Genomic DNA, 18,978 nt, shown 5'->3' with positions numbered 1-18,978 from the left:
TTATCTGCATCATTGATAGGTATGGAACTGCGTCAGCTCGAACACTTCGTCGCCGTTGCCGGCGAGCTGAGCTTCTCTCGAGCCGCCCACCGCGCCCACGTCGTCCAGTCCGCACTGTCCACGTCGGTCGGCAAGCTGGAGAAGGAGCTCGGCGTCGAGCTGTTCGACCGGTCCCGCCAGCAGATCAAGCTGACCCCGGCGGGCGAACTGTTCCGGGAGCACGCCGGACGCGTTCTGCAAACCGCGCGCATCGCCAAGGACTCCGTCGGCGACTTCCGGGGCCAACTGACCGGAACGGTGGATCTCGGAGCCCTCATCACGTCAGGAGCGCTCGACGTTCCGAAAGTGCTGGGTCAGTTCCACCGCGACTATCCCTTTGTCCAGATCCGGTTGCGACAGAGCCAAACCGGCTCCAGCGCGTACCTCTCGGCGATCGCCGACGGATCGCTGGACCTCGCGCTCGTGTCGGCACCGGACCGGTTTCCCGGGCGTATCCAGATGCACCTGCTGCGCCAGGAGCCCATGGTGTTCGTCTGCCGCCCCGACCATCCGCTCGCCGCGCAGAGCGAGGTCGCGATCACCGAACTCACCGGCGAGGATCTCATCGGATTTCCACCGCAGTTCGGGCTCCGACGCCTCGTCGACGATGCGTTCGCCGCGGCGGGCGTCATCGCCCACACGCCGCACGAAGTCGCGCTTGAGTACTCGATCGCGGCCGAGCTGGTGCGCCACGGCCTCGGCACCATCTTCATGCCGGCCAGCGAGGCGGCCCGCTTTCGCGACCTGCGTGCGGTGCACGTGCTCCCCGCGGTGATGTGGAAGATCTATCTGGCCTCGGCCGAGCAGACCAAGCTCGGCCCCGCCACGGCCAAGCTGGCCGAGATGCTGCTCGCCCTCGCGGTCGACTGACGCGCGGTGCGCCGAGATTGACGCCAGGGTCGCTGCCGAGCGTTGGCAGCAGCCCTGGTGTCAATCTCGGCGTGGCCGACCGCTACGACAGCGGCTCGAGCGGGGCCCGCAGCAGACAGAACACATTGCCTTCGGGGTCGGCCAGCACGTGCCACGCCTCCTGCCCGGTCTGGCCGACGTCGGCAGGGCGCGCACCGAGTTTCAATAGGCGTTCGAGTTCGGCGTCCTGATCGCGATCAGTGGGGTTGACGTCGATGTGCAGTCGTGGCTTTCCGTGGCTCGGCTCGGCATTGGGGCTGAGGATGATGGTCGGCTGCAGACCGCCGAAACCTTCGCGCGGTCCGATCTCCATCGAGCCGTCGTCGACGCGATCGAGCACCACGAAGTCCAGCACCTCGCACCAGAACCGCGCCAGCACCTCGGGGTCACGGCATTCGAGCACGAGCTCACTGATCCGACATGCCATCCACGCCACCTGTTCTCCGCCCCGATGCGACGGTATCGAACGCGGCGGGCAGCGGCGAACGATATTCAGCGCAGTGCGATCACGGGCACCAGGGCGGGATCGGGCAGAAGTTGAGGCCCGGCGGTGGTGGCGGCGGCGCAGGCGGGCTATCGCCCTCGAAGATGTTCTGCGCGACGTTGCCCTGCCCCGGCGTGACATACCAGTAGGTGTGGCAGACAGTGTTGTCCCAGACCACCGGGTTCACGCGGAGATTGCCGGTCTGCACCGGCGGATCACCCGGACACCAGTGACACGGCCCGGCGGGGTTGCTGTCCGGGCAGCCGGGCCAGGCATGGTTGTCGAGCGGGACCGGGCCGGGCTGGGCCTCAGCGATACCTGGGGTTATACCGACCACGCCTGCGACGCTGCCCCACACCAGCACAGCCGCTGACAGTCCGACGATCAGTCGCTTCACTACGCACCTCCCGGAGAGGGAGCAGGGGGCCGTACGGTTCCCTTGCTTACTGGCGGCCGTATTCGACCGTGCTGCAAGTGGACGCCGTCGGGGCTACTACCGATCCCAACATCATGCGGGATCGAGCGTCCCCAGAAAGCAGAAAAACCCACCGTCACCGGTGGGATCTCTGAAGTGGCCAGGGCCGGGATCGAACCGGCGACCTTCCGCTTTTCAGGCGGACGCTCATACCAACTGAGCTACCTGGCCGGAAGGCGTCGGTCATTCCAACCGAAATGCCTCGCCGTGATGGCGACCCTGACGGGACTTGAACCCGCGACCTCCGCCGTGACAGGGCGGCGCGCTAACCAACTGCGCCACAGGGCCTTGCTTTCCTGCGTTGCTCCGCATTACTGCGTAGCGTACCCCCAACGGGATTCGAACCCGTGCTACCGCCGTGAAAGGGCGGCGTCCTAGGCCACTAGACGATGGGGGCCTAAATCCGAATCTCTCCGGGGTACTCACTACGTTGTCCGTTGGGAGCTTCGATAGCTTAGGGTACGGATGCCCAAATCCTCAAACCCAATGGTAGGAGGCCTAAAGCGGGCGGCCGCAGACATCGTCGCGCGCACCAAGTATCCTTTCACTCCGCGCCCCTATAGCTCAGTTGGTAGAGCTACGGACTTTTAATCCGCAGGTCGTAGGTTCGAGCCCTACTGGGGGCACTGGCAAGGCCGGTACCTGGAGTTTCCGTACCGGCCTCATCTTTTGCCCGGCCGGTCGACGCCGCGTTAACCCCGTCTGAACAGCCGGCAAAGCCCAGCTTTCCGCCTGCTGCCCGCGTATCGGCGTCGGCATCGGCGTGTTCGAATGGTGCGGATCAGGCCCGACCAGAGGAAGCGCCGTTGACTGCACCAGACCTTCACGCAGCCACCGACGCGCTGCGCGCGGATTACGACGCGACGCCCTACAAGTCGTATGCGATCCCCCAGTCCGCACCAGGCCTGTTGGCGGCGATCGCGCACCTGTTCGGGTTGGAGACCGCCGACGTCGCGACGGCTCGGGTCCTGGAGATCGGCTGCGCCGCGGCCGGGAACATCATCCCGTTCGCCGCCGCGCATCCCGCGGCCCGTGTGGTGGGCATCGATCTGTCGCCGGTCCAGATCGAGCAGGGACGGGCGTACGTGGCCGCCCTGGGACTGGGCAACGTGGAACTGACGGTGGGTGATATCGCCACGACGGATCTCGCGACTCTCGGGCAGTTCGACTTCATCATCTGCCACGGCGTCTACAGCTGGGTGCCGGACAACGTGCAGGACGCGATCCTCGCGGCGTTTCGCCGGCTCCTGGCGCCGCAGGGGGTGGCGTATCTCAGCTACAACACCTATCCGGGCTGGAAGTCCAAAGAGGTGATGCGCGACGCGATGCTGCTCGCCGGTGGCGCCAGCGGCACGCCCGAACAACGGGTCGCCGACGCCCGCGACATGGTCGGCTTTCTGGAGGAGGTCGCACCGGCCGACGGTGTGCTGGCCCGGGTGCTCGCCGAATTCCGTTCGCGCGACGAGGCTTTCGGGGATTTCTTCCTTCTGCACGACGAACTCGAATCGTTCAACGCACCCTGCTACTTCTACGAGATGGTGGGCCGCGCCGCCGAGAAGGGACTGGTCTATCTCGGGGAGGCCCGCCCGGAGACCATGGTGCCTGCGAACCACGGGCCCAAAGTGGCCGAGTTCCTCGCCGAGAAGTGCGCGGGTGTCCAGGTACTCGTCGAGCAGTACATCGATTTCGCGATCAACCGGTCGTTCCGAGAGTCGCTGTTCGTCCACGCCGAGCGGGCCCGGCAGATCGCCTATCAACCAGACCCGCGCCGCTACCAGGGGATGCACTTCGCGGCGTGGACTCCCCCAGCCGACGACGAGACCAGGATGGACCAGTCGCGCCAGGAGTATGTCGAGGCGGATGGGGCGACCCTGTTCACCAACGACCCGGGCATCAAGGCGGCGCTCGAGGCCCTCAACGACCGGTGGCCGTGGACGCTGTCCCGGCAGGAGCTGATCGACACCGTCACAGCCCGGCTGATCGCTGCGGGCTTCACTCCCAGTGCCACCATCGCCGACACCGTCGACAATCTGATGGGTGTGCTGATCGGGCAGGGGCACGCCCGATTCCGGCTCGACCCCGTGCTACCGGAGCCGACGACCGCGTCGTTGCGCGTCGACGAATCCGCCCGACGCATGGCAGGACTGACGGGCGGCGGCGAATCGTCGACGTTCAATCTGTGGCATGAGCCGTTGATCCTTTCGCCGGTGGACCGGCACCTTGTGCCGCTACTCGACGGCACCCGGGACCGTGACGCGCTCGTCGACGCGCTCGTCGCGATCGACGCCGAGAACCCGATCGACATCGACGACGCCGGTGGTCGACCGCGGCGTGACGTGTTCGCCGAGCAGGTCGACACGCTCGTGCAACGGCTCGCCGAGATGAAACTGATTCGGGTCGGCTGAGGACACCCGACTTTCGCGTCACCCCGGCGTGTCGGATGGCTGGCGATGCCGCGGGTACTGCACCACCATGGCCGCGCCGTCGGCACGTGGGTCGGAGGCTGTGGTGAACTGCCTGCGTCGATCGATCTCGATGACGTTGGCCTGACCGAGTTCCTCACTGTGCTGAGGCGCTTCGACGATGGTCAGGCCGGACGCGGCCAGGCTCGCGGCGGCGTCGATGTCGATGTCCGCCTCGACGAGGACGGAATCGGCTGTGCCGCCGCATCCCTGGGGCCCGACGATCGCACGCGGCGCGGCGACCGCATCGGCGGCAGTGGCTCCATCCAGCATCCGGAGCAGCACCTGGGTGAGGATCTGGGGTTGCCCCTGGCCGCCCATCGTCGCCAATACGTGACGGACCGAACCGTTTTCGGTCGTCAGCACCGGCATCAAGGTGTGCATCGGACGTTTCCTGGGCGCCAACAGATTCGGGGAGCCGGCATCCAGAGAGAAGCTGGTTCCACGGTCGTGGAACAGGATGCCGGTCCGCGGGTCGATGAGTCCGGACCCGAACGCGTGAAACACGCTCTGGATCAACGACACCGCGACACCGTCGCTGTCAGCCGCAGCGATCCCGACGGTGTCCCCGCGCGGCACCGAATGTGCGGGGCCCGCGGTATCGAGCACCGGAGCGTCGGCGCTCAGGTCACCATCGATCAGAGCCGCGTAATCCACCGGCGCCAAGCGGGGATCCGCCAGATACGATGACCTCAACCGGTTTCCGTGATGGAAGACTCGCATCAGGCAGCCGATGTCCGCCGCGACGGGTGCATCCAGGCCCAGCTCGTCGATCGCCCGTAAGGCGCGCAGCATCAGGAAGCCATGGGTGTTCGGCGGGCTGGACAGCACGGTCAGCCCACGAAAGCTCACCGCCAAGGGGTCGATCACCTCGGGCCGGAACTCGGCGAAGTCGTCCGCGTCCAGCACAGATCCGCGCTCCCGCAGGAATTGCACTGTCCGCGCGGCCAACCCACCGGTGTACAACTCGGCCGCACCGCTGTCACGCAACGCGGCGAAGGTGTCCGCCAGCGCGGGTTGCCGGAAATTCTCGCCCACAGCCAGCACTCGTCCGCCAGGCCGAAATACCCGTTCGAAGTCCTCCATACCGATCAGATCCCCGTTCTCGGGGTCCGTCAGGTTCATGGCCAGCGACCGGGCGACGGGGACCCCGTTGCGGGCCGCCTCTTCCGCGGGGGCCAGCAGCCGGCCCCAGCACAGTCGACTTCCGAAGCTGCGCAACGTCTCCCAACCCAGGACCCCACCCGGCACGGTGATCGTGTCAGCACCCCGAACCGGCAGTCGCACACCGTGTTCGGCGCGCATCGCCGTCGGGTCGGCAGCCGCGCCGGCCCACCCCGAGGCATTGACACAGGTGACCGCACCATCCGGGGTACGCACCAAGGCGATCAGATCGCCGCCCAGCGCGACGTTGTGCGGGTAGACCACCGTCAGTACAGCGGCCGCTGCGATCGCTGCGTCGACGGCGGTACCCCCGTCGCGGTACACGTCGATCGCCGCCTCGGTGGCCAGGACGTGCGGTGTGGCGATAGCGCCGGTGAAGGATTGAGGTCTGGAGGTTTCGGGCACGGTTGGGCTACCCCCTGTATCGGTGGTGGATGGGTCGTGTCAGTGAATCGTCGACAGGAAAGCCTTGGTGCGCTCGTTCTTCGGACTCGCGAACAGTTCCGCGGGCGGCGCGTCCTCGATGATGCGTCCCGCATCCATGACGATGATGCGGTCGGCGACGTCGCGGGCGAAGCGCATCTCGTGGGTCACCACGACCATGGTCATCTGTTCGCGCGCGAGTTCGCGCATCACTTCGAGCACCTCGCCGATCATCTCGACGTCGAGCGCACTCGTCGGTTCGTCGAACAGCATCACCTTGGGCCGCATGGCCAACGCCCGCGCGATCGCGACCCGCTGCTGTTGACCGCCCGAGAGTTGGCTCGGGCGCGATTCGGCCTTGTCCCTCAACCCGACCCGCGCGAGGAGCGCCAGGGCGTCCTCGCGGGCGTCGTCCTTGGGCCGCCCGAGGACCCGGACCGGGGCGTTCCATACGTTCTCCAGCACCGTCATGTGCGGGAACAGGTTGAAATGCTGGAACACGAAACCGATCTCGCGACGGCGACGCGCCAGCTCGGTCTTCCCGATCTTGCGGCCACCCGATCCGTGCGCGATCGACTCGCCTGCGATGAGCACCTCACCGCTCTGCAGCTCCTCGAGGTGATTGAGCGATCGCAGCAGCGTGGTCTTGCCCGCGCCGGACGGACCGATCAGGACGACGACCTGGCCACGGTCGACGTCGAGGTTCACATCGTCGAGCACGCGACGGCCGCCGAGGACACAGCACGCGTTGCGCACCGACACGATGGGTCCGCCTGCCGGCCGGACGTTTTCGGGGTGGGATCTCATGCGTCTCCTTCACTTACCCGTGGGGTTGCAGCGTCGCCGCGCGGCGGGCGCCCAGCAGCCGCTGGGTGATCGGGACGCGCTGTTCGATACCGAGCTGCCGGGACAGCCTGTTCTCGATCCAGGCCTGGATGAACGTCCAGATCGTGGTCAGCGCAAGGTAGTAGACGGCCGCCACGATGAAGATCTCGAACGTGTGGAACGTGTACGAGCTGATCGACTGGGTGACCAAGAACATCTCGCTGACACCGATCACCGAGAGCACGGAGGTGGTCTTCATCATGCCGTTGAACGAGTTGCCCAGCGGCGGCACCATGACCCGCAGCGACTGCGGCACGATGATCCAGCGCATCAGCTTGGCCGGGGTCATACCAAGTGAGGCAGCCGCCTCGAACTGCCCCTTTGCCACGGAATCCAGCCCGGCCCTGATGATTTCGGCAATATAGGCGCTCTCGTTGATCATCAGGCCGATGATGGCGGCCTGCACGGCCGCTTTCACCGAGAACCCGACGAGCGATACGTCGTGGAACCGATAGATGCCCACTGCGGCCAGACCCGTGTAGATGATGACCAACTGCACCAACAGTGGAGTACCGCGGATCACCCAGATATAGACGCTCGCACACCACCGCACCGCGGCGTACGGAGAGCGCCGCATGAGCGCGAGGGCCAGGCCCAACAGGGTCGCGAGGACCATCGCGACGATCGAGATGACGATCGTCAGTACCAGGCCCTGCAGGAACGGTTCGCTGGGTGTGAAGAGCGACTTCCAGAAGAACGGCCAATCGAAGTTCATGGGTGCGTACCGAACTACTTCTCGATGCTCAGATCGGTCATGCCCCACTCATCGAGGATCTTCTTGTACGTGCCCTTGCTCTCCAGTGCGGCCAGGGCCGTGGCAAGTGCGTCATGAAGTTCCTTGTTGCCCTTGAGCGTTGCGGCGCCGATCTTGATGGTGCCGAAGGGCGCCCCCGCCATCTGGATCTTGGCGCCGGTCTTGGTCGCGTAGTAGCCCAGCGTTTCCGCGGTGTCGATGTAAGCGTCGACCTGACCGTTCTGCACCTGTTGCAGCGATACGTCGGCATGGTTGTTGCGGTTGATGTCGATGGCGGGTTTGCCTGCGGCACTGCACTTGTCGGATTGCTCCTGCGCGAGCGACTCCGCGGTCGTGCCGACGGCGACCATGACCTTCTTGCCGCAGAGGCTGTCATCCATGCCGGTAATGCCGCTCTGCTTGTCCTCCGCCACCGATATCCCGGTACCTGAGTAGACGTACGGCACGAAGTCGACCACCTGAGCGCGCTCGGGCTTGATGTAGAGCTGCGCCATGATCACGTCGCACTGCTTGGCCTGCAGCGTGGGGATGACTGCCGCGAACGCGGACTGCACGAAGTCGGCCTTGAGGCCCATCTCGGAAGCCAGCGCCTTGCCGAGGTCCACCTCGGCGCCGACCAGCGCACCCGACTCGTCGTGGTAGACGTTGGGCGGCGTGCCGTCGTTGGGCGCGCAGATCTTCAGCGTGCCTGCCTGCAGGATTGCCGGCGGCGCAACCTTCGCGGGACCGCTCGGGGCGGGGTCCGCCGACTCCGACGAACACGATGCGGCAGCCAGGACTGCCACGCCGGCGAGCCCGGCGATGAGCGCACGCTTCAACGTTCCTCCAAGATCAGTTCCGGGGCGTAAGCCAGATCACATCTGCGATCTATCGAACGATAGGCCGCTATCGATCGATAGGGAACTGTTTGGCGAGATTTTTTACCCAGTTGTCACGACCGGCCGATGCGGGCAGCGCGCCCGCCGAGGCTCAGTTGACCTTGGCGAGTTCCATTTCCCGGAGTCTGCCGCTCGTGGTTTCTCGAATACCCACCAGCCGCGACTGGTCCACGAGCAGGGAGCGCAGGACGAAGTCGGCAGCCTGCAGGGGACGCTCGTGTCGCATCCGCCCCGACGGACCGCCCTGTTCGCGCAACGTCTCGAAGAGCACGCCGTTGATGGCCCGCAGCACGAAACTCGGTTCGCACGAGACGAATTCACCCGACCGCCGACCGCCGTCGATCACCCGCTCGACCTGATCGTGAAACAGCGCGATGCCCTCCCGCTCGGCCTCGAAGTCGTCGAGGGCGAGCACGGCGTCCTGATACAGGCCCCGAGCGTCGAACGGCTGCAACAGGATCTCCCGCACATCGCAGGCGATGGCAAGGTGCAGCTTCTCGGCCCAGCTCGATTGCTCGCTGAGCCTTTGGTTCATCCGGTCGATCGATGGCCCCAGATCGAGTTCGATCAACGCGCGGAAGATCTCGTGCTTGGCCTGAAAGTGGTGAAAGAGCGAGGGCTGCCGGATCTGGACGGCCTCGGCAATGTCACGCGTCGACGTGCCGAAGTACCCGCGCTGAGCGAACAAGACGGACGCCGCCAACAGGATTCGGCCGCGCGTCGAGGTCCAATCGACCGTCTTCGGTTGCCAGCCCTGCCCGTACTTCACCGGTCAACTGTGACACACCCATCCAGCTGTCAGGCGCTACGCGCGTCCGCGGGCAGCTAACGTAGGGTTTGTCCCGGGGTCGGCAGTCGAAATCGGAGGAGCGCCCTATGTTGTCCCGGCGGGGTTCGCGGCACCTGGCCACCGCAGGTGTGCTCATCGCAGCCATGGCCATCGGAATCGCCCCGGCACACGCCGACCCGGCCGACGACGCCAGGTTCCTCGACATCGTCAAACAGCTCAACGTTCCGATGGAATCCCCCGAACAGGCCGTGCAGGCCGGTCACGGAATCTGCGACAAGGTCGCCGCGGGCAAGATCGAACCCGCGCGCACGGTGCGCAGCATTCTCGGTCAGCTCACCGCGAGCGGTCTGCAGAAAGGCGTTGCCGTCAACCTCATCTGGGGCGCGGTCGACGTCTACTGCCCGCAGTACCGCTCCCTCGTCGGCCGCTGACGCAGCCGGGAGCCGTCACACGGCCGGGCTGTAATGCATCCCGTTGTCGCGGTGGCCGACCGGCGGCAGGTTCCGGGCCGGGGTGTGCACCAGCGGCGCGTCGGCCGGGATCCGGCCTGCGGCGCGGTCCCAACCGGCGCGGGCCCGCGGATGATGGTGATAGCGCTTGGGCACCAACTTGAACACGTGGCCGATCACCTTGCCCAGCAAGCGGTGTCGACGCTCGTCGCGGTCGGTCCAGGTGTAGCCCATCAGATCCCGCACGGCAGGGTCGTACAGGCCGACGGTGAACCAGACGAACAGCGGGTGCACGATGTAGCGCCGCTGCAGCGCCCACAGCCAGTCGGGCATCTTCGCCGCGAACGGCGGCTTGGGTAGCTCGGAGAGGTCCAGTACGTCACGGGCGGCCTTGTTGTTCTCCAACACGTTGCGGCACATGTGATCCCAGTAGGCCTGGAAATCCTCCCAGGTTTCCGGGACAGGCCGCATGCTCATGCCGTACATCGAGTACCACTGCTTGTGCTCATCGAACAACTGCCGCTTGTCGGCCTCCGAGATACCGCCGGCCAGCCGGTCGGCCACGATGATGGTGCCGACGAAGAACGTCGCATGCGCCCAGTAGAAGACCTCGGGGTTCAGCGCGTGGTAGCGGCGGCCTTGCGCGTCGACCCCCTTGATGTTGACGTGATAGTCGCGCACCTCGGCGCCGGTGAGCGGCGCGCGGTCGCCGTCGAACACGACCCCGCCGATCGGGTACAGCGAGCGCAGCAGCCGCGGCCACCGCTCCTGGAAGAAGATCGAGTGCTCCCCGACAGCCGCGCCCAGCTGCGGATGCATGTTCTGCATCGAGCCGGCCCACGGGCCTTGCAGCATGCCGCGCCAGTCGCCGAAGTACTTCCACGTCAGCGAATCGGGACCGAGCGGCACGGGCGGCGCGTCGTACCCTCCCGGGGCCATCGGGCACCCCGTCGCCACGGCGGGCGGGGCGCTGGTCACCGGGCATGTCTCAGACGTATCTTGAGTCACAAGTGCACTTTCTGCCAGCAGAAACGGTCGTCTCACACGATTTTGACTACGCATGTTGTCAGCCAGAGTTTAGGAGCATATGTGCCGTCCGGTCAACGCTCGCGCCGATGGGCGGGTGTCCCGTTGCGGGAGCGCGCCGAATTGCGGCGCGACGAACTGATCGCCGCCGGGGTGAAGTTGCTGGGCGGCGCCAAAGGACCCGCCCTGACCGTACGGGCCGTATGCCGGGAGGCCGAGCTCACCGAACGCTACTTCTACGAGAGCTTCAACGACCGCGACGAGTTCGTGCGCGCGGTCTACGACGACGTCTGTGCTGGCGCGATGACAGCCCTGACCAGTGCCACCACCCCGCGCGAGGCGGTGGAGCGGTTCGTCGCCCTGATGGTCGACGACCCCACCCGCGGCCGCGTACTGCTGCTGGCACCGGAATCGGAGCCCGTCCTGACGCGCTCCGGGGCCGAGTGGATGCCGAGCTTCATCGATCTGCTGCAGCAGAAACTCACCCGGGTCGCCGATCCCGTTCGGCAGGCCATGATGGCGACCAGCCTGATCGGCGCCCTGACCGCGCTGTTCACCGCCTATCTCAATGACAGGCTGCCGGTGACGCGCGATCAGTTCATCGACTACTGCGTCGACATGCTGGTCGGACGCGTAGTCAGTTTCTGACCGAGTTACCGGTTGGGCGTGCTGGTGTCGATGATCGCCTGCTCCTCGGACGTATCCGCGGCAGCCTGCGCTTCGGCCTCGGCCTTCGCCGCCTCGGCGTCGGCGGCGGATTTGGCCTGCCGACCTTCGGGGCTGGCCACCGAGGCTCCGGGCTTGGTGGCCGACGCGTACGCACCGGCGCAGTTCAGATAGAACTGCACCTCATCGCTGCGGTGCGCGCCGTCGTTGGCGCTGGTGAAAGGCGAGGTCTGTGAGCGCGTCACGATGCATTCGTCGTCCGGCAATGTGTCACCCACCCGCGCCGCGATCTTGACCGTCTGTCCGGCATCCCCGGCCGCCGACGACGCGTCGGCATAGGTCTGCCCGGCGTAGCTGTCAGCGGCGGCGACACCGGCCCCGAACAGGACAGTTGTCATTGCCGCCGTTACCGCGATGGCCGAGCCTGCCCCGACGACGAAAAGCTTCTTCACCTGTGCCGTACCTCCGAGTCCGCTGTGAAGTATTGACGGATGCTACCGCCATCCCGGGCGTGGCGCAGGCCACTCGCGCGGAAGGAGGGGTAACTTGAATGTCACCGGGATACACAGATATATTGAGTGCAACCAACGGGTACAGATAACTCGGACACATGGTTACGAGAAAGCGAGCACCCATGTCGAAGGAAATGACCGACCTGCAGCTGCTGCAGGAACTCGAGCCTGTCGTCGAGAAGAGCATGAACCGGCACATGCAGATGCGGAAGGACTGGAATCCGCACGACTTCATCCCCTGGTCTGACGGCAAGAACTACTACGCGCTCGGCGGACAGGACTGGGAGCCCGGTCAATCCAAGCTTTCCGAGGTCGCCCAGACCGCGATGGTGCAGAACCTGCTGACCGAGGACAACCTCCCGTCCTATCACCGCGAGATCGCGATGAACATGGGCATGGACGGCGCCTGGGGCCAGTGGGTCAACCGCTGGACCGCCGAGGAGAACCGGCACGGTATCGCCCTGCGCGACTACCTCGTCGTCACCCGCGCCATCGATCCCGTGGAGCTCGAAGAACTGCGGGTCGAGCAGGTCACGCGCGGCTTCTCCCCGGGCCAGAACCAGCAGGGCGACCTGTTCGCCGAGAGCCTGTTCGACTCGGTCATCTACGTGACGTTCCAGGAGCTCGCCACCCGCGTGTCGCACCGCAACACCGGCAAGGCCTGCGACGAGCCGATCGCCGACCAGCTGCTGCAGCGCATCTCGGGCGACGAGAACCTGCACATGATCTTCTACCGCGACGTCAGCGCCGCCGGCCTGGACATCGCCCCCAACCAGGCGATGGCCTCGCTGCACCGGGTGCTCGACAACTTCAAGATGCCGGGCTACACCGTGCCGGACTTCCGCCGCAAGGCCGTGGTCATCGCCGTCGGCGGCGTCTACGACCCGCGGATCCACCTCGACGACGTGGTGATGCCGGTGCTCAAGAAGTGGCGGATCTTCGAGCGTGAGGACTTCACCGGTGAGGGCGCGCGCCTGCGTGACGACCTCGGCCGCCTGGTCAAGGAGCTGGAAGACGCCTGCGAGAAGTTCGAGGTCGCCAAGGAGCGTCGCCTGGAGCGTGAGCGCAAGATGGCCGAGAAGAAGGCCATGAAGAACCTGTTGGTGTCGTCTTCGTCTTCATGACATCGCCACCCACGACTGCGACGTCGACCCGGTCTGCACTGCAGATCGGGTCGATCGCATTGCGCAGCCCGGTCGTGCTGGCTCCCATGGCCGGTGTGACCAATGTCGCGTTCCGCACGCTGTGCCGCGAACTGGAAGTCGCCCGCGCCGGCACGGTCAGCGGCCTGTACGTGTGCGAGATGGTCACGGCGCGCGCGCTTGTCGAGCGCCATCCCGTCACCATGCACATGACCACGTTCGCTCCTGACGAATCACCCCGGTCGCTGCAGCTCTACACGGTTGATCCGGAGACCACCTACCGGGCGGCCAAGATGATCGCCGACGAGGGCATGGCCGACCACATCGACATGAACTTCGGCTGCCCGGTGCCCAAGGTCACCAAGCGTGGTGGCGGCTCCGCGTTGCCGTACAAGCGGCGGCTGTTCGGCCAGATCGTGGCGGCCGCGGTGCGCGGTGTCGCGGGCACCGATATACCGGTCACGGTCAAGTTCCGCATCGGCATCGACGACGCCCACCACACCCACCTCGACGCCGGCCGCATCGCCGCCGAGGAGGGCGCAGCCGCCGTCGCACTGCACGCCCGTACCGCGGCGCAGCGCTACTCCGGCACCGCCGACTGGGAGCAGATCGCCGCCCTCAAGGCGCACGTCACCAGCGTTCCGGTGCTCGGCAACGGAGACATCTTCGAGGCCGACGACGCGCTGGCCATGATGGCGGCCACCGGCTGCGACGGCGTCGTCATCGGCCGCGGATGCCTGGGCCGGCCCTGGCTGTTCGCGGAGCTGTCGGCCGCGTTCACCGGACGTCCCGCCCCCACCCCCCCGACGCTCGGCGAGGTCGCGGACATCGTCCGCCGCCACGGCGAGTTGCTCAGCGCCCACTTCGGCGAGGACAAGGGCATGCGGGACATCCGCAAACACGTGGCGTGGTATCTGCACGGCTTCCCGGCCGGCGCCGAGTTGCGCCGCGGCCTGGCGCTGGTCAAGACCCGCGCCGAACTCGACGAACTGCTCCGCGAACTGGATGGTGAAACGGCGTTCCCGGAGGCCGCGACCGGCCCGCGGGGCCGTCAGGGCTCAGCGGCGTCGGTCTCGCTGCCGGAAGGCTGGCTGGACGATCCCGACGACTGTGCGGTGCCGTTCGGCGCGGACGTGATGCACTCGGGGGGCTGATCGGTGGCCGTTCCGACCCGGTTTCGAGATGACTCCGTCATCTGCTCTGGCTGGCCCACACCCCGGCCTTCTCGTTACGATGGGGGCTCGGTCGTGGCCGGTGCCGGGGCCCGGAACCACACTTACTGCAGCTAGAGACGCTTATCGCGTCGCGAAACGTTTGATGCGCACCGACGCGCAAGCCCACAGAGTCGGAGGCCGGTAGGGACATGAGTGACGGTGACAACGCCACTCCCGGCCGTCGGCGACGTGCAGAAGACGCCGACAACCAATGGCTTACCCGATCTCCGCAACCATTGCCAGGCGCCGCGCCGTGGGAACGCGCAGATCATCTGACCGGCACTGATCCGGCTCCCGACGAGCCGACCGGCAGTCACGCCGACGGCGTCACCGTGGCTGACCTCATCGCACGGATGACCCGCACGGGCGACGCCCCCGTCCCGCGCCGCTCGCGCCACCGCGCCGAGCCGGACCCCGAGCCCGAGGCCGAACCCGAGTACGAACCTCTTCCCGAGCCCGAGGCCGAGCCTGAGCGGCCCGACCCCACCGAGGTGATCGAGGCCGTCCGCGACGTCCCGGAGGACCCGGTGTACGCCGGCGATCTGGGATATGTCGACGGCTCGGGATATGCCGAGGAGTCCGGCTACGTCGAAGAGCCTGCGGACCACGAGGACATGACGGAGACCACGGTCATCCCCGTGGTGACCGACGAGGAACCGCACGACGATCCGGAATCGCCCGAGTCCGGCCATCGTTCTTGGCGGCCATCGCGCATGTTGCCCGCCCGCGCAGTCGGTCGGCCTCTCGATTCCGACCCATTGACCGAGATCATCGAGCCCGTACCGGGGCGCCACCACGGGGTGAAGCTCGCCGGCCGCGCCGTCGCGGCGCTGTTGGCCGTACTCGCGCTGGTGCTGACCGGCGGTGCGTGGCAGTGGCAGTCCTCGAAGAACAACATGCTCAACAAGGTGTCGGCACTCGACCCGAATTCGCGCGACATCCTCGACCCCAATGCTCAGTTCGGCGACGAGAACTTCCTCATCGTCGGCATCGACAGCCGGTTCGGCGACAACGCCCAGATGGGCGCAGGCGACACGCAGGATGCCGGCGGTGCCCGGTCGGACACGATCATGCTGGTGAACATCCCGGCCAGCCGCAAGCGTGTGGTGGCCGTGTCGTTCCCCCGGGACCTCGCCATCACGCCGACCCAGTGCGAGCCCTGGAACCCCGAAACCTCGACGTACGGCCCGCTGTATGACAAGGACACCGGAACCTACGGCCCAGACGAGGTCTACACCGAGACCAAGCTGAACTCGGCCTTCGCATTCGGCGGGCCGAAGTGCCTGGTGAAGGTGATCCAGAAGCTGTCCGGCCTCTCTATCAACCGCTTCATGGCCGTCGACTTCGCCGGTTTCTCCAAGATGGTCGACGCCCTCGGTGGCGTGGAGGTGTGCAGCACCACCCCGCTGGAGGACTACGAACTGGGCACGGTGCTGCCCAACGCCGGACGCCAGATCGTCGACGGCCACACCGCGCTCAACTACGTGCGGGCCCGCCAGGTCACCACCGAGTTCAACGGCGATTACGGCCGCATCAAACGCCAACAGCTGTTCCTGTCCTCGCTGCTGCGGTCGCTGATCTCCCAGAACACGTTCTTCTCGCTGAGCAAGCTCAACAACGTCGTCAACATGTTCATCAACGACAGCTACGTCGACAACATCAAGACCAAGGACCTCGTCGACCTGGGGCAGTCAGTGCAGGGCGTCAACGCAGGCCGCATCAGCTTCGTCACCGTGCCCACCGTCGGATACGCCGACGAAAGCGGCAACGAGACGCCGCGGACCGACGACATGCGCGCCCTGTTCGACGCGATCATCAACGACGATCCGCTGCCGGGCGAGAAGAATCCCGACAACACTCCGGTGCCGGGCAGCACCCCGTCGAGCACCTCGGCCGCGCGGTCGGAAGCACCCCAGACGGCGACCCCGACCCCCGCCCCGGCCGACCCGGCGCCCGCCGAAATGGTCAACGCCGTCACCACCGACCCGCAAGACGTCACCGTCCGGGTGTCGAACTCGACCGGCGCCGACGGGCTGGCTGCCACGGCGGCCCAGGAACTGCAGCAACACGGCTTCAACGTGTCCAGCCCGGATGACTATCCGGAGGCACTACCGTCCACCACGGTGTTCTTCTCCCCCGGGAACGAGCAGGCGGCGGCCACGGTCGCATCGTCGTTCGCCAACCCCACGATCGAGCGCGTGAGCGGCATGGGCAGCGTGGTGCGGGTGGTGCTGGGCGCTGATTTCCACAACGTGAATGCGCCCACCCCGAGCGGTTCGGAGGTGCAGGTCAACGTGGTGCACGGCACCAGCACCGCACACACCGAGCTGCCCCAGGACCTGACAGTCACCAACGCCGCAGACACCACTTGCGAATAATCGGGGGGCATTCACCCTCCGTTCACCGGTAGCGTCGTGACTACCTGGCGACCGACGGCCTAATGTTGTCGCATGCGTACCCAGTACCACGAACAATTGGATTCCCTCACAGACCAGCTCGGCACGATGTGCGAGCTGGCGGGTACCGCGATGGAACGCGCCACCCAGGCTTTGTTGCAGGCCGATCTGGTGCTGGCCGAGCAGGTCATCACCGACCACGACCAGATAAGCGCGCTGAGCACCCGGGCCGAGGAATCCGCATTCGTGTTGCTGGCCCTGCAGGCCCCGGTCGCAGGCGATCTGCGTTCGGTGGTCGGCTCGATCCAGATCGTGGCCGACGTCGACCGGATGGGCGCGCTGGCGCTGCACGTCGCCAAGATCGCCCGCCGTCGCCACCCGCAGCACGCCCTGCCCGAGGAGGTCAACGGCTACTTCGCCGAAATGGGCCGCGTGGCAGTCGAACTGGGCCACGCCGCGCGTGAGGTGCTGATCACGCGCGATCCCGAGAAGGCCGCCAGAATCCAGGAGGAAGACGATGCGATGGACGACCTGCATCGTCATCTGTTCACCGTGCTGATGGACCGGGACTGGAAATACGGCGTGACCGCCGCGGTCGACGTTACGTTGCTGAGCCGGTTCTACGAGCGCTTCGCCGACCACGCCGTCGAGGTGGCCCGCCGGGTGATCTTCCAGGTCACCGGTGTCTACCCGGACGGCGAGACCATTCCGCAGCAGCAGTAACCGGATCTAGTCCGGCACCAGCCGCACGCCGACCTTACGGGCGGCCGCCAGGTCGCCGAGCACCTTGGTGATCACCTGCAGTTCTGCGCTGCTGTAGCGCAGCAGGAAATCGCGCCAGCCGGAATCCATCTCGGCGTGCATCTGACGGTGCACGCCGACGACAAGCTCCCCGTCGGCGGTGAGGCTGAGTTCGATCTCCTTGCGGTTGCCGGGAATTGACTCCCGCGTCACCAATCCCGCGGCCACCAGGCGCTGAACGTGTTTGGACACCGTGCCTTTGAGCCTGCCCGACCGCGCGGCCAACCCGACCACGCTGACCGGACCGTCGGCGATGTCGGCCAGCAGGTGCAGGCTCAGTGTGGGCAGATCGCGCAGCGCCCGCTCCAACCGGGCGGGGCACCGGCCGACCATGAAATCCCGTTCGGCGTCGCCGTCGTCGCCATCGTCGAACCTGTCGCCGACCACGGCGATCAGCGTGGTGATGTCATCAACCAGCGCGAGCTTGGTTTTCATGGAAACCATATTGCCATCCCGACCTGACGCCGTATATGGTTTCCATAGAAACGATATCCAGAGAAACCAAAGGAGCAGGCATGAAAGCCGCCGTCGTCAACCAATGGGGCCAGGTGCCCACCTACACCGACGTGCCCGAACCGCAGCCCCGCGAGGCTGCCGAGGTCGTCACCGTCGAGGCCTCAGCTCTTACCAACCTCACCCGTGCCCTGGTATCGGGAAAGCACTACGCCAGCAAGGAAATACAGCTTCCCGCCATCCCTGGCGTGGATGGTGTGGCGCGACTGGAGGACGGGCGTCGCGTCTACACCGGCGCGCTCGCGCCCTACGGCATGATGGCCGAACGCACCCTGATCGACCCGCACAGCGGCATCGAGATCCCCGAGGCATTGGATTCCGTGACTGCCGCCGCCCTCCCCAACCCGGGCATCTCCGCGTGGACCGCGCTGGCCGACGCAGGCGCAGTCAGCACCGGTGACCACGTGCTGGTGCTCGGCGCCACCGGGGTCACCGGCGCCACGGCCGTGCAACTCGCGAAGTCTGTGTTCGGTGCGGGCCGGGTGGTGGTCGCCGGCCGCGACGCCGACCGGCTGCAGTGGCTGCGTTCGGTCGGTGCCGACGACGTGATCGCCCTCGGCACAGAGGATCTCGCCGCGCGCATCGAGACCCTGCACGCCGAGCAACCGTTCGACGCGGTGCTCGACTATCTCTGGGGCGATCCGGCGGCACAGGCGCTACGGGCGTTGGCCGCGAGCCATCCCTCGGCGCACTACCACGCCACGCGATTCGTGCAGATCGGCTCGATGGCGGGCCCCACGCTCGAACTCGATGCCGGGGTGCTGCGCGGCAACGGCATCACCCTGTGCGGCGTGGGCATCGGCAGCATATCGCCCGAGGCGCTTCTGCGGGCCCGCACCGAAGGGCTGACCCAGATGTTCGCCATGGTCGCCGCAGGCGAATTGCAGTTGCACACCGAGGCCCGGCCGCTGGCCGACGTCGAGCAGGTGTGGGCCGCCCGCGAACGGTCGGGAACCCGGGTGGTGTTGACGCCCTAAGCCCGCCGAGCGGGCGAAC

The 18,978-nt window shown here is 66.6% G+C and carries 19 protein-coding genes and 4 tRNA genes; 10 read left to right on the top strand and 13 right to left on the bottom strand.

The genetic code is table 11. From position 1 onward, the window contains the following. The first annotated feature begins 21 nt into the window (after positions 1–21). Positions 22–909, top strand: a complete 888-nt coding sequence (locus A5784_RS03160) for a LysR substrate-binding domain-containing protein (protein WP_064942225.1) — start codon at positions 22–24, stop codon at positions 907–909. A gap of 82 nt (positions 910–991) precedes the next feature. On the opposite strand, the gene A5784_RS03155 is transcribed toward A5784_RS03160, so the two are convergent. The 5 genes from A5784_RS03155 to A5784_RS03135 form a co-directional block, all read right to left on the bottom strand. Continuing rightward, positions 992–1,375: a VOC family protein gene (locus tag A5784_RS03155; RefSeq protein WP_064942382.1), complete on the bottom strand. Its 384-nt coding sequence runs from the start codon at positions 1,373–1,375 to the stop codon at positions 992–994. A 79-nt stretch (positions 1,376–1,454) separates the two neighbouring features. Next, entirely contained in the window at positions 1,455–1,829 is a 375-nt protein-coding gene (locus A5784_RS03150) for a hypothetical protein (protein ID WP_064942223.1), read from the bottom strand. A gap of 175 nt (positions 1,830–2,004) precedes the next feature. Continuing rightward, positions 2,005–2,078, bottom strand: a tRNA-Phe gene (locus A5784_RS03145). A gap of 40 nt (positions 2,079–2,118) precedes the next feature. Then, positions 2,119–2,195: transfer RNA gene (locus A5784_RS03140), tRNA-Asp, on the bottom strand. A 36-nt stretch (positions 2,196–2,231) separates the two neighbouring features. Next, positions 2,232–2,304: transfer RNA gene (locus tag A5784_RS03135), tRNA-Glu, on the bottom strand. Positions 2,305–2,460: 156 nt separating this feature from the next. On the opposite strand from A5784_RS03135, the gene A5784_RS03130 reads away from it, so the two are divergent. Next, positions 2,461–2,533 (top strand) — tRNA-Lys (locus tag A5784_RS03130). 180 nt (positions 2,534–2,713) lie between these two features. Further along, positions 2,714–4,312 (top strand): class I SAM-dependent methyltransferase, encoded by a 1,599-nt coding sequence (locus A5784_RS03125; protein ID WP_064942221.1) that lies wholly within the window; start codon positions 2,714–2,716, stop codon positions 4,310–4,312. Positions 4,313–4,330: 18 nt separating this feature from the next. Here A5784_RS03125 and A5784_RS03120 read toward each other — a convergent pair whose 3' ends face one another. The 5 genes from A5784_RS03120 to A5784_RS03100 all read right to left on the bottom strand — a co-directional run bounded on the left by A5784_RS03120 (position 4,331) and on the right by A5784_RS03100 (position 9,242). Next, entirely contained in the window at positions 4,331–5,938 is a 1,608-nt protein-coding gene (locus A5784_RS03120) for a gamma-glutamyltransferase family protein (RefSeq protein WP_064942219.1), read from the bottom strand. A 39-nt stretch (positions 5,939–5,977) separates the two neighbouring features. Beyond that, on the bottom strand, positions 5,978–6,763 hold the full coding sequence (locus A5784_RS03115; protein WP_064942217.1) for an amino acid ABC transporter ATP-binding protein: 786 nt from the start codon (positions 6,761–6,763) through the stop codon (positions 5,978–5,980). Positions 6,764–6,776: 13 nt separating this feature from the next. After that, the gene (locus A5784_RS03110) at positions 6,777–7,556 is read right to left on the bottom strand and encodes an amino acid ABC transporter permease (RefSeq protein ID WP_064942215.1); all 780 of its coding nucleotides are present in this window, start codon (positions 7,554–7,556) and stop codon (positions 6,777–6,779) included. Positions 7,557–7,570: 14 nt separating this feature from the next. After that, entirely contained in the window at positions 7,571–8,413 is an 843-nt protein-coding gene (locus A5784_RS03105) for an ABC transporter substrate-binding protein (protein WP_064942213.1), read from the bottom strand. A 151-nt stretch (positions 8,414–8,564) separates the two neighbouring features. Continuing rightward, entirely contained in the window at positions 8,565–9,242 is a 678-nt protein-coding gene (locus A5784_RS03100) for a TetR/AcrR family transcriptional regulator (RefSeq protein WP_064942211.1), read from the bottom strand. Positions 9,243–9,349: 107 nt separating this feature from the next. Between A5784_RS03100 and A5784_RS03095 the strand changes: the two genes are divergently transcribed. Continuing rightward, entirely contained in the window at positions 9,350–9,694 is a 345-nt protein-coding gene (locus tag A5784_RS03095) for a DUF732 domain-containing protein (protein ID WP_064942208.1), read from the top strand. 15 nt (positions 9,695–9,709) lie between these two features. Here the strand turns inward: A5784_RS03095 and A5784_RS03090 are convergent, their stop codons facing one another. Next, a complete protein-coding gene (locus A5784_RS03090) occupies positions 9,710–10,720 on the bottom strand; it encodes an oxygenase MpaB family protein (RefSeq protein ID WP_064942206.1) in 1,011 nt (336 codons plus the stop codon). Positions 10,721–10,801: 81 nt separating this feature from the next. On the opposite strand from A5784_RS03090, the gene A5784_RS03085 reads away from it, so the two are divergent. After that, complete coding sequence (locus A5784_RS03085) at positions 10,802–11,386, top strand: TetR/AcrR family transcriptional regulator (protein ID WP_064942205.1); 585 nt, start codon at positions 10,802–10,804, stop codon at positions 11,384–11,386. Between the two features lie 5 nt (positions 11,387–11,391). Here A5784_RS03085 and A5784_RS03080 read toward each other — a convergent pair whose 3' ends face one another. Then, positions 11,392–11,856, bottom strand: coding sequence for a hypothetical protein (locus A5784_RS03080; RefSeq protein WP_064942203.1), 465 nt, complete (start codon positions 11,854–11,856; stop codon positions 11,392–11,394). A 182-nt stretch (positions 11,857–12,038) separates the two neighbouring features. On the opposite strand from A5784_RS03080, the gene A5784_RS03075 reads away from it, so the two are divergent. From A5784_RS03075 to phoU, 4 genes are all read left to right on the top strand, one after another. After that, positions 12,039–13,040: an acyl-ACP desaturase gene (locus tag A5784_RS03075; protein ID WP_064942201.1), complete on the top strand. Its 1,002-nt coding sequence runs from the start codon at positions 12,039–12,041 to the stop codon at positions 13,038–13,040. Continuing rightward, entirely contained in the window at positions 13,037–14,212 is a 1,176-nt protein-coding gene (dusB, locus tag A5784_RS03070; RefSeq protein ID WP_156750346.1) for a tRNA dihydrouridine synthase DusB, read from the top strand. Before A5784_RS03075 ends, dusB begins: the two co-directional genes overlap by 4 nt. A 209-nt stretch (positions 14,213–14,421) precedes the next feature. After that, positions 14,422–16,650 (top strand): LCP family protein, encoded by a 2,229-nt coding sequence (locus tag A5784_RS03065; protein WP_064942199.1) that lies wholly within the window; start codon positions 14,422–14,424, stop codon positions 16,648–16,650. A gap of 72 nt (positions 16,651–16,722) precedes the next feature. Then, the gene (phoU, locus tag A5784_RS03060) at positions 16,723–17,391 is read left to right on the top strand and encodes a phosphate signaling complex protein PhoU (RefSeq protein ID WP_064942197.1); all 669 of its coding nucleotides are present in this window, start codon (positions 16,723–16,725) and stop codon (positions 17,389–17,391) included. 6 nt (positions 17,392–17,397) lie between these two features. On the opposite strand, the gene A5784_RS03055 is transcribed toward phoU, so the two are convergent. Further along, on the bottom strand, positions 17,398–17,904 hold the full coding sequence (locus A5784_RS03055; protein WP_064942196.1) for a MarR family winged helix-turn-helix transcriptional regulator: 507 nt from the start codon (positions 17,902–17,904) through the stop codon (positions 17,398–17,400). An 80-nt stretch (positions 17,905–17,984) separates the two neighbouring features. Between A5784_RS03055 and A5784_RS03050 the strand changes: the two genes are divergently transcribed. Further along, a complete protein-coding gene (locus A5784_RS03050; RefSeq protein WP_064942194.1) occupies positions 17,985–18,959 on the top strand; it encodes a quinone oxidoreductase family protein in 975 nt (324 codons plus the stop codon). Positions 18,960–18,978 lie beyond the last annotated feature (19 nt).

Origin of the sequence: Mycobacterium sp. 852013-50091_SCH5140682 (assembly GCF_001665685.1) — a bacterium.
In the GTDB taxonomy this organism is placed as follows: domain Bacteria; phylum Actinomycetota; class Actinomycetes; order Mycobacteriales; family Mycobacteriaceae; genus Mycobacterium.
This window is presented reverse-complemented; position numbering and strand designations above follow the sequence as displayed.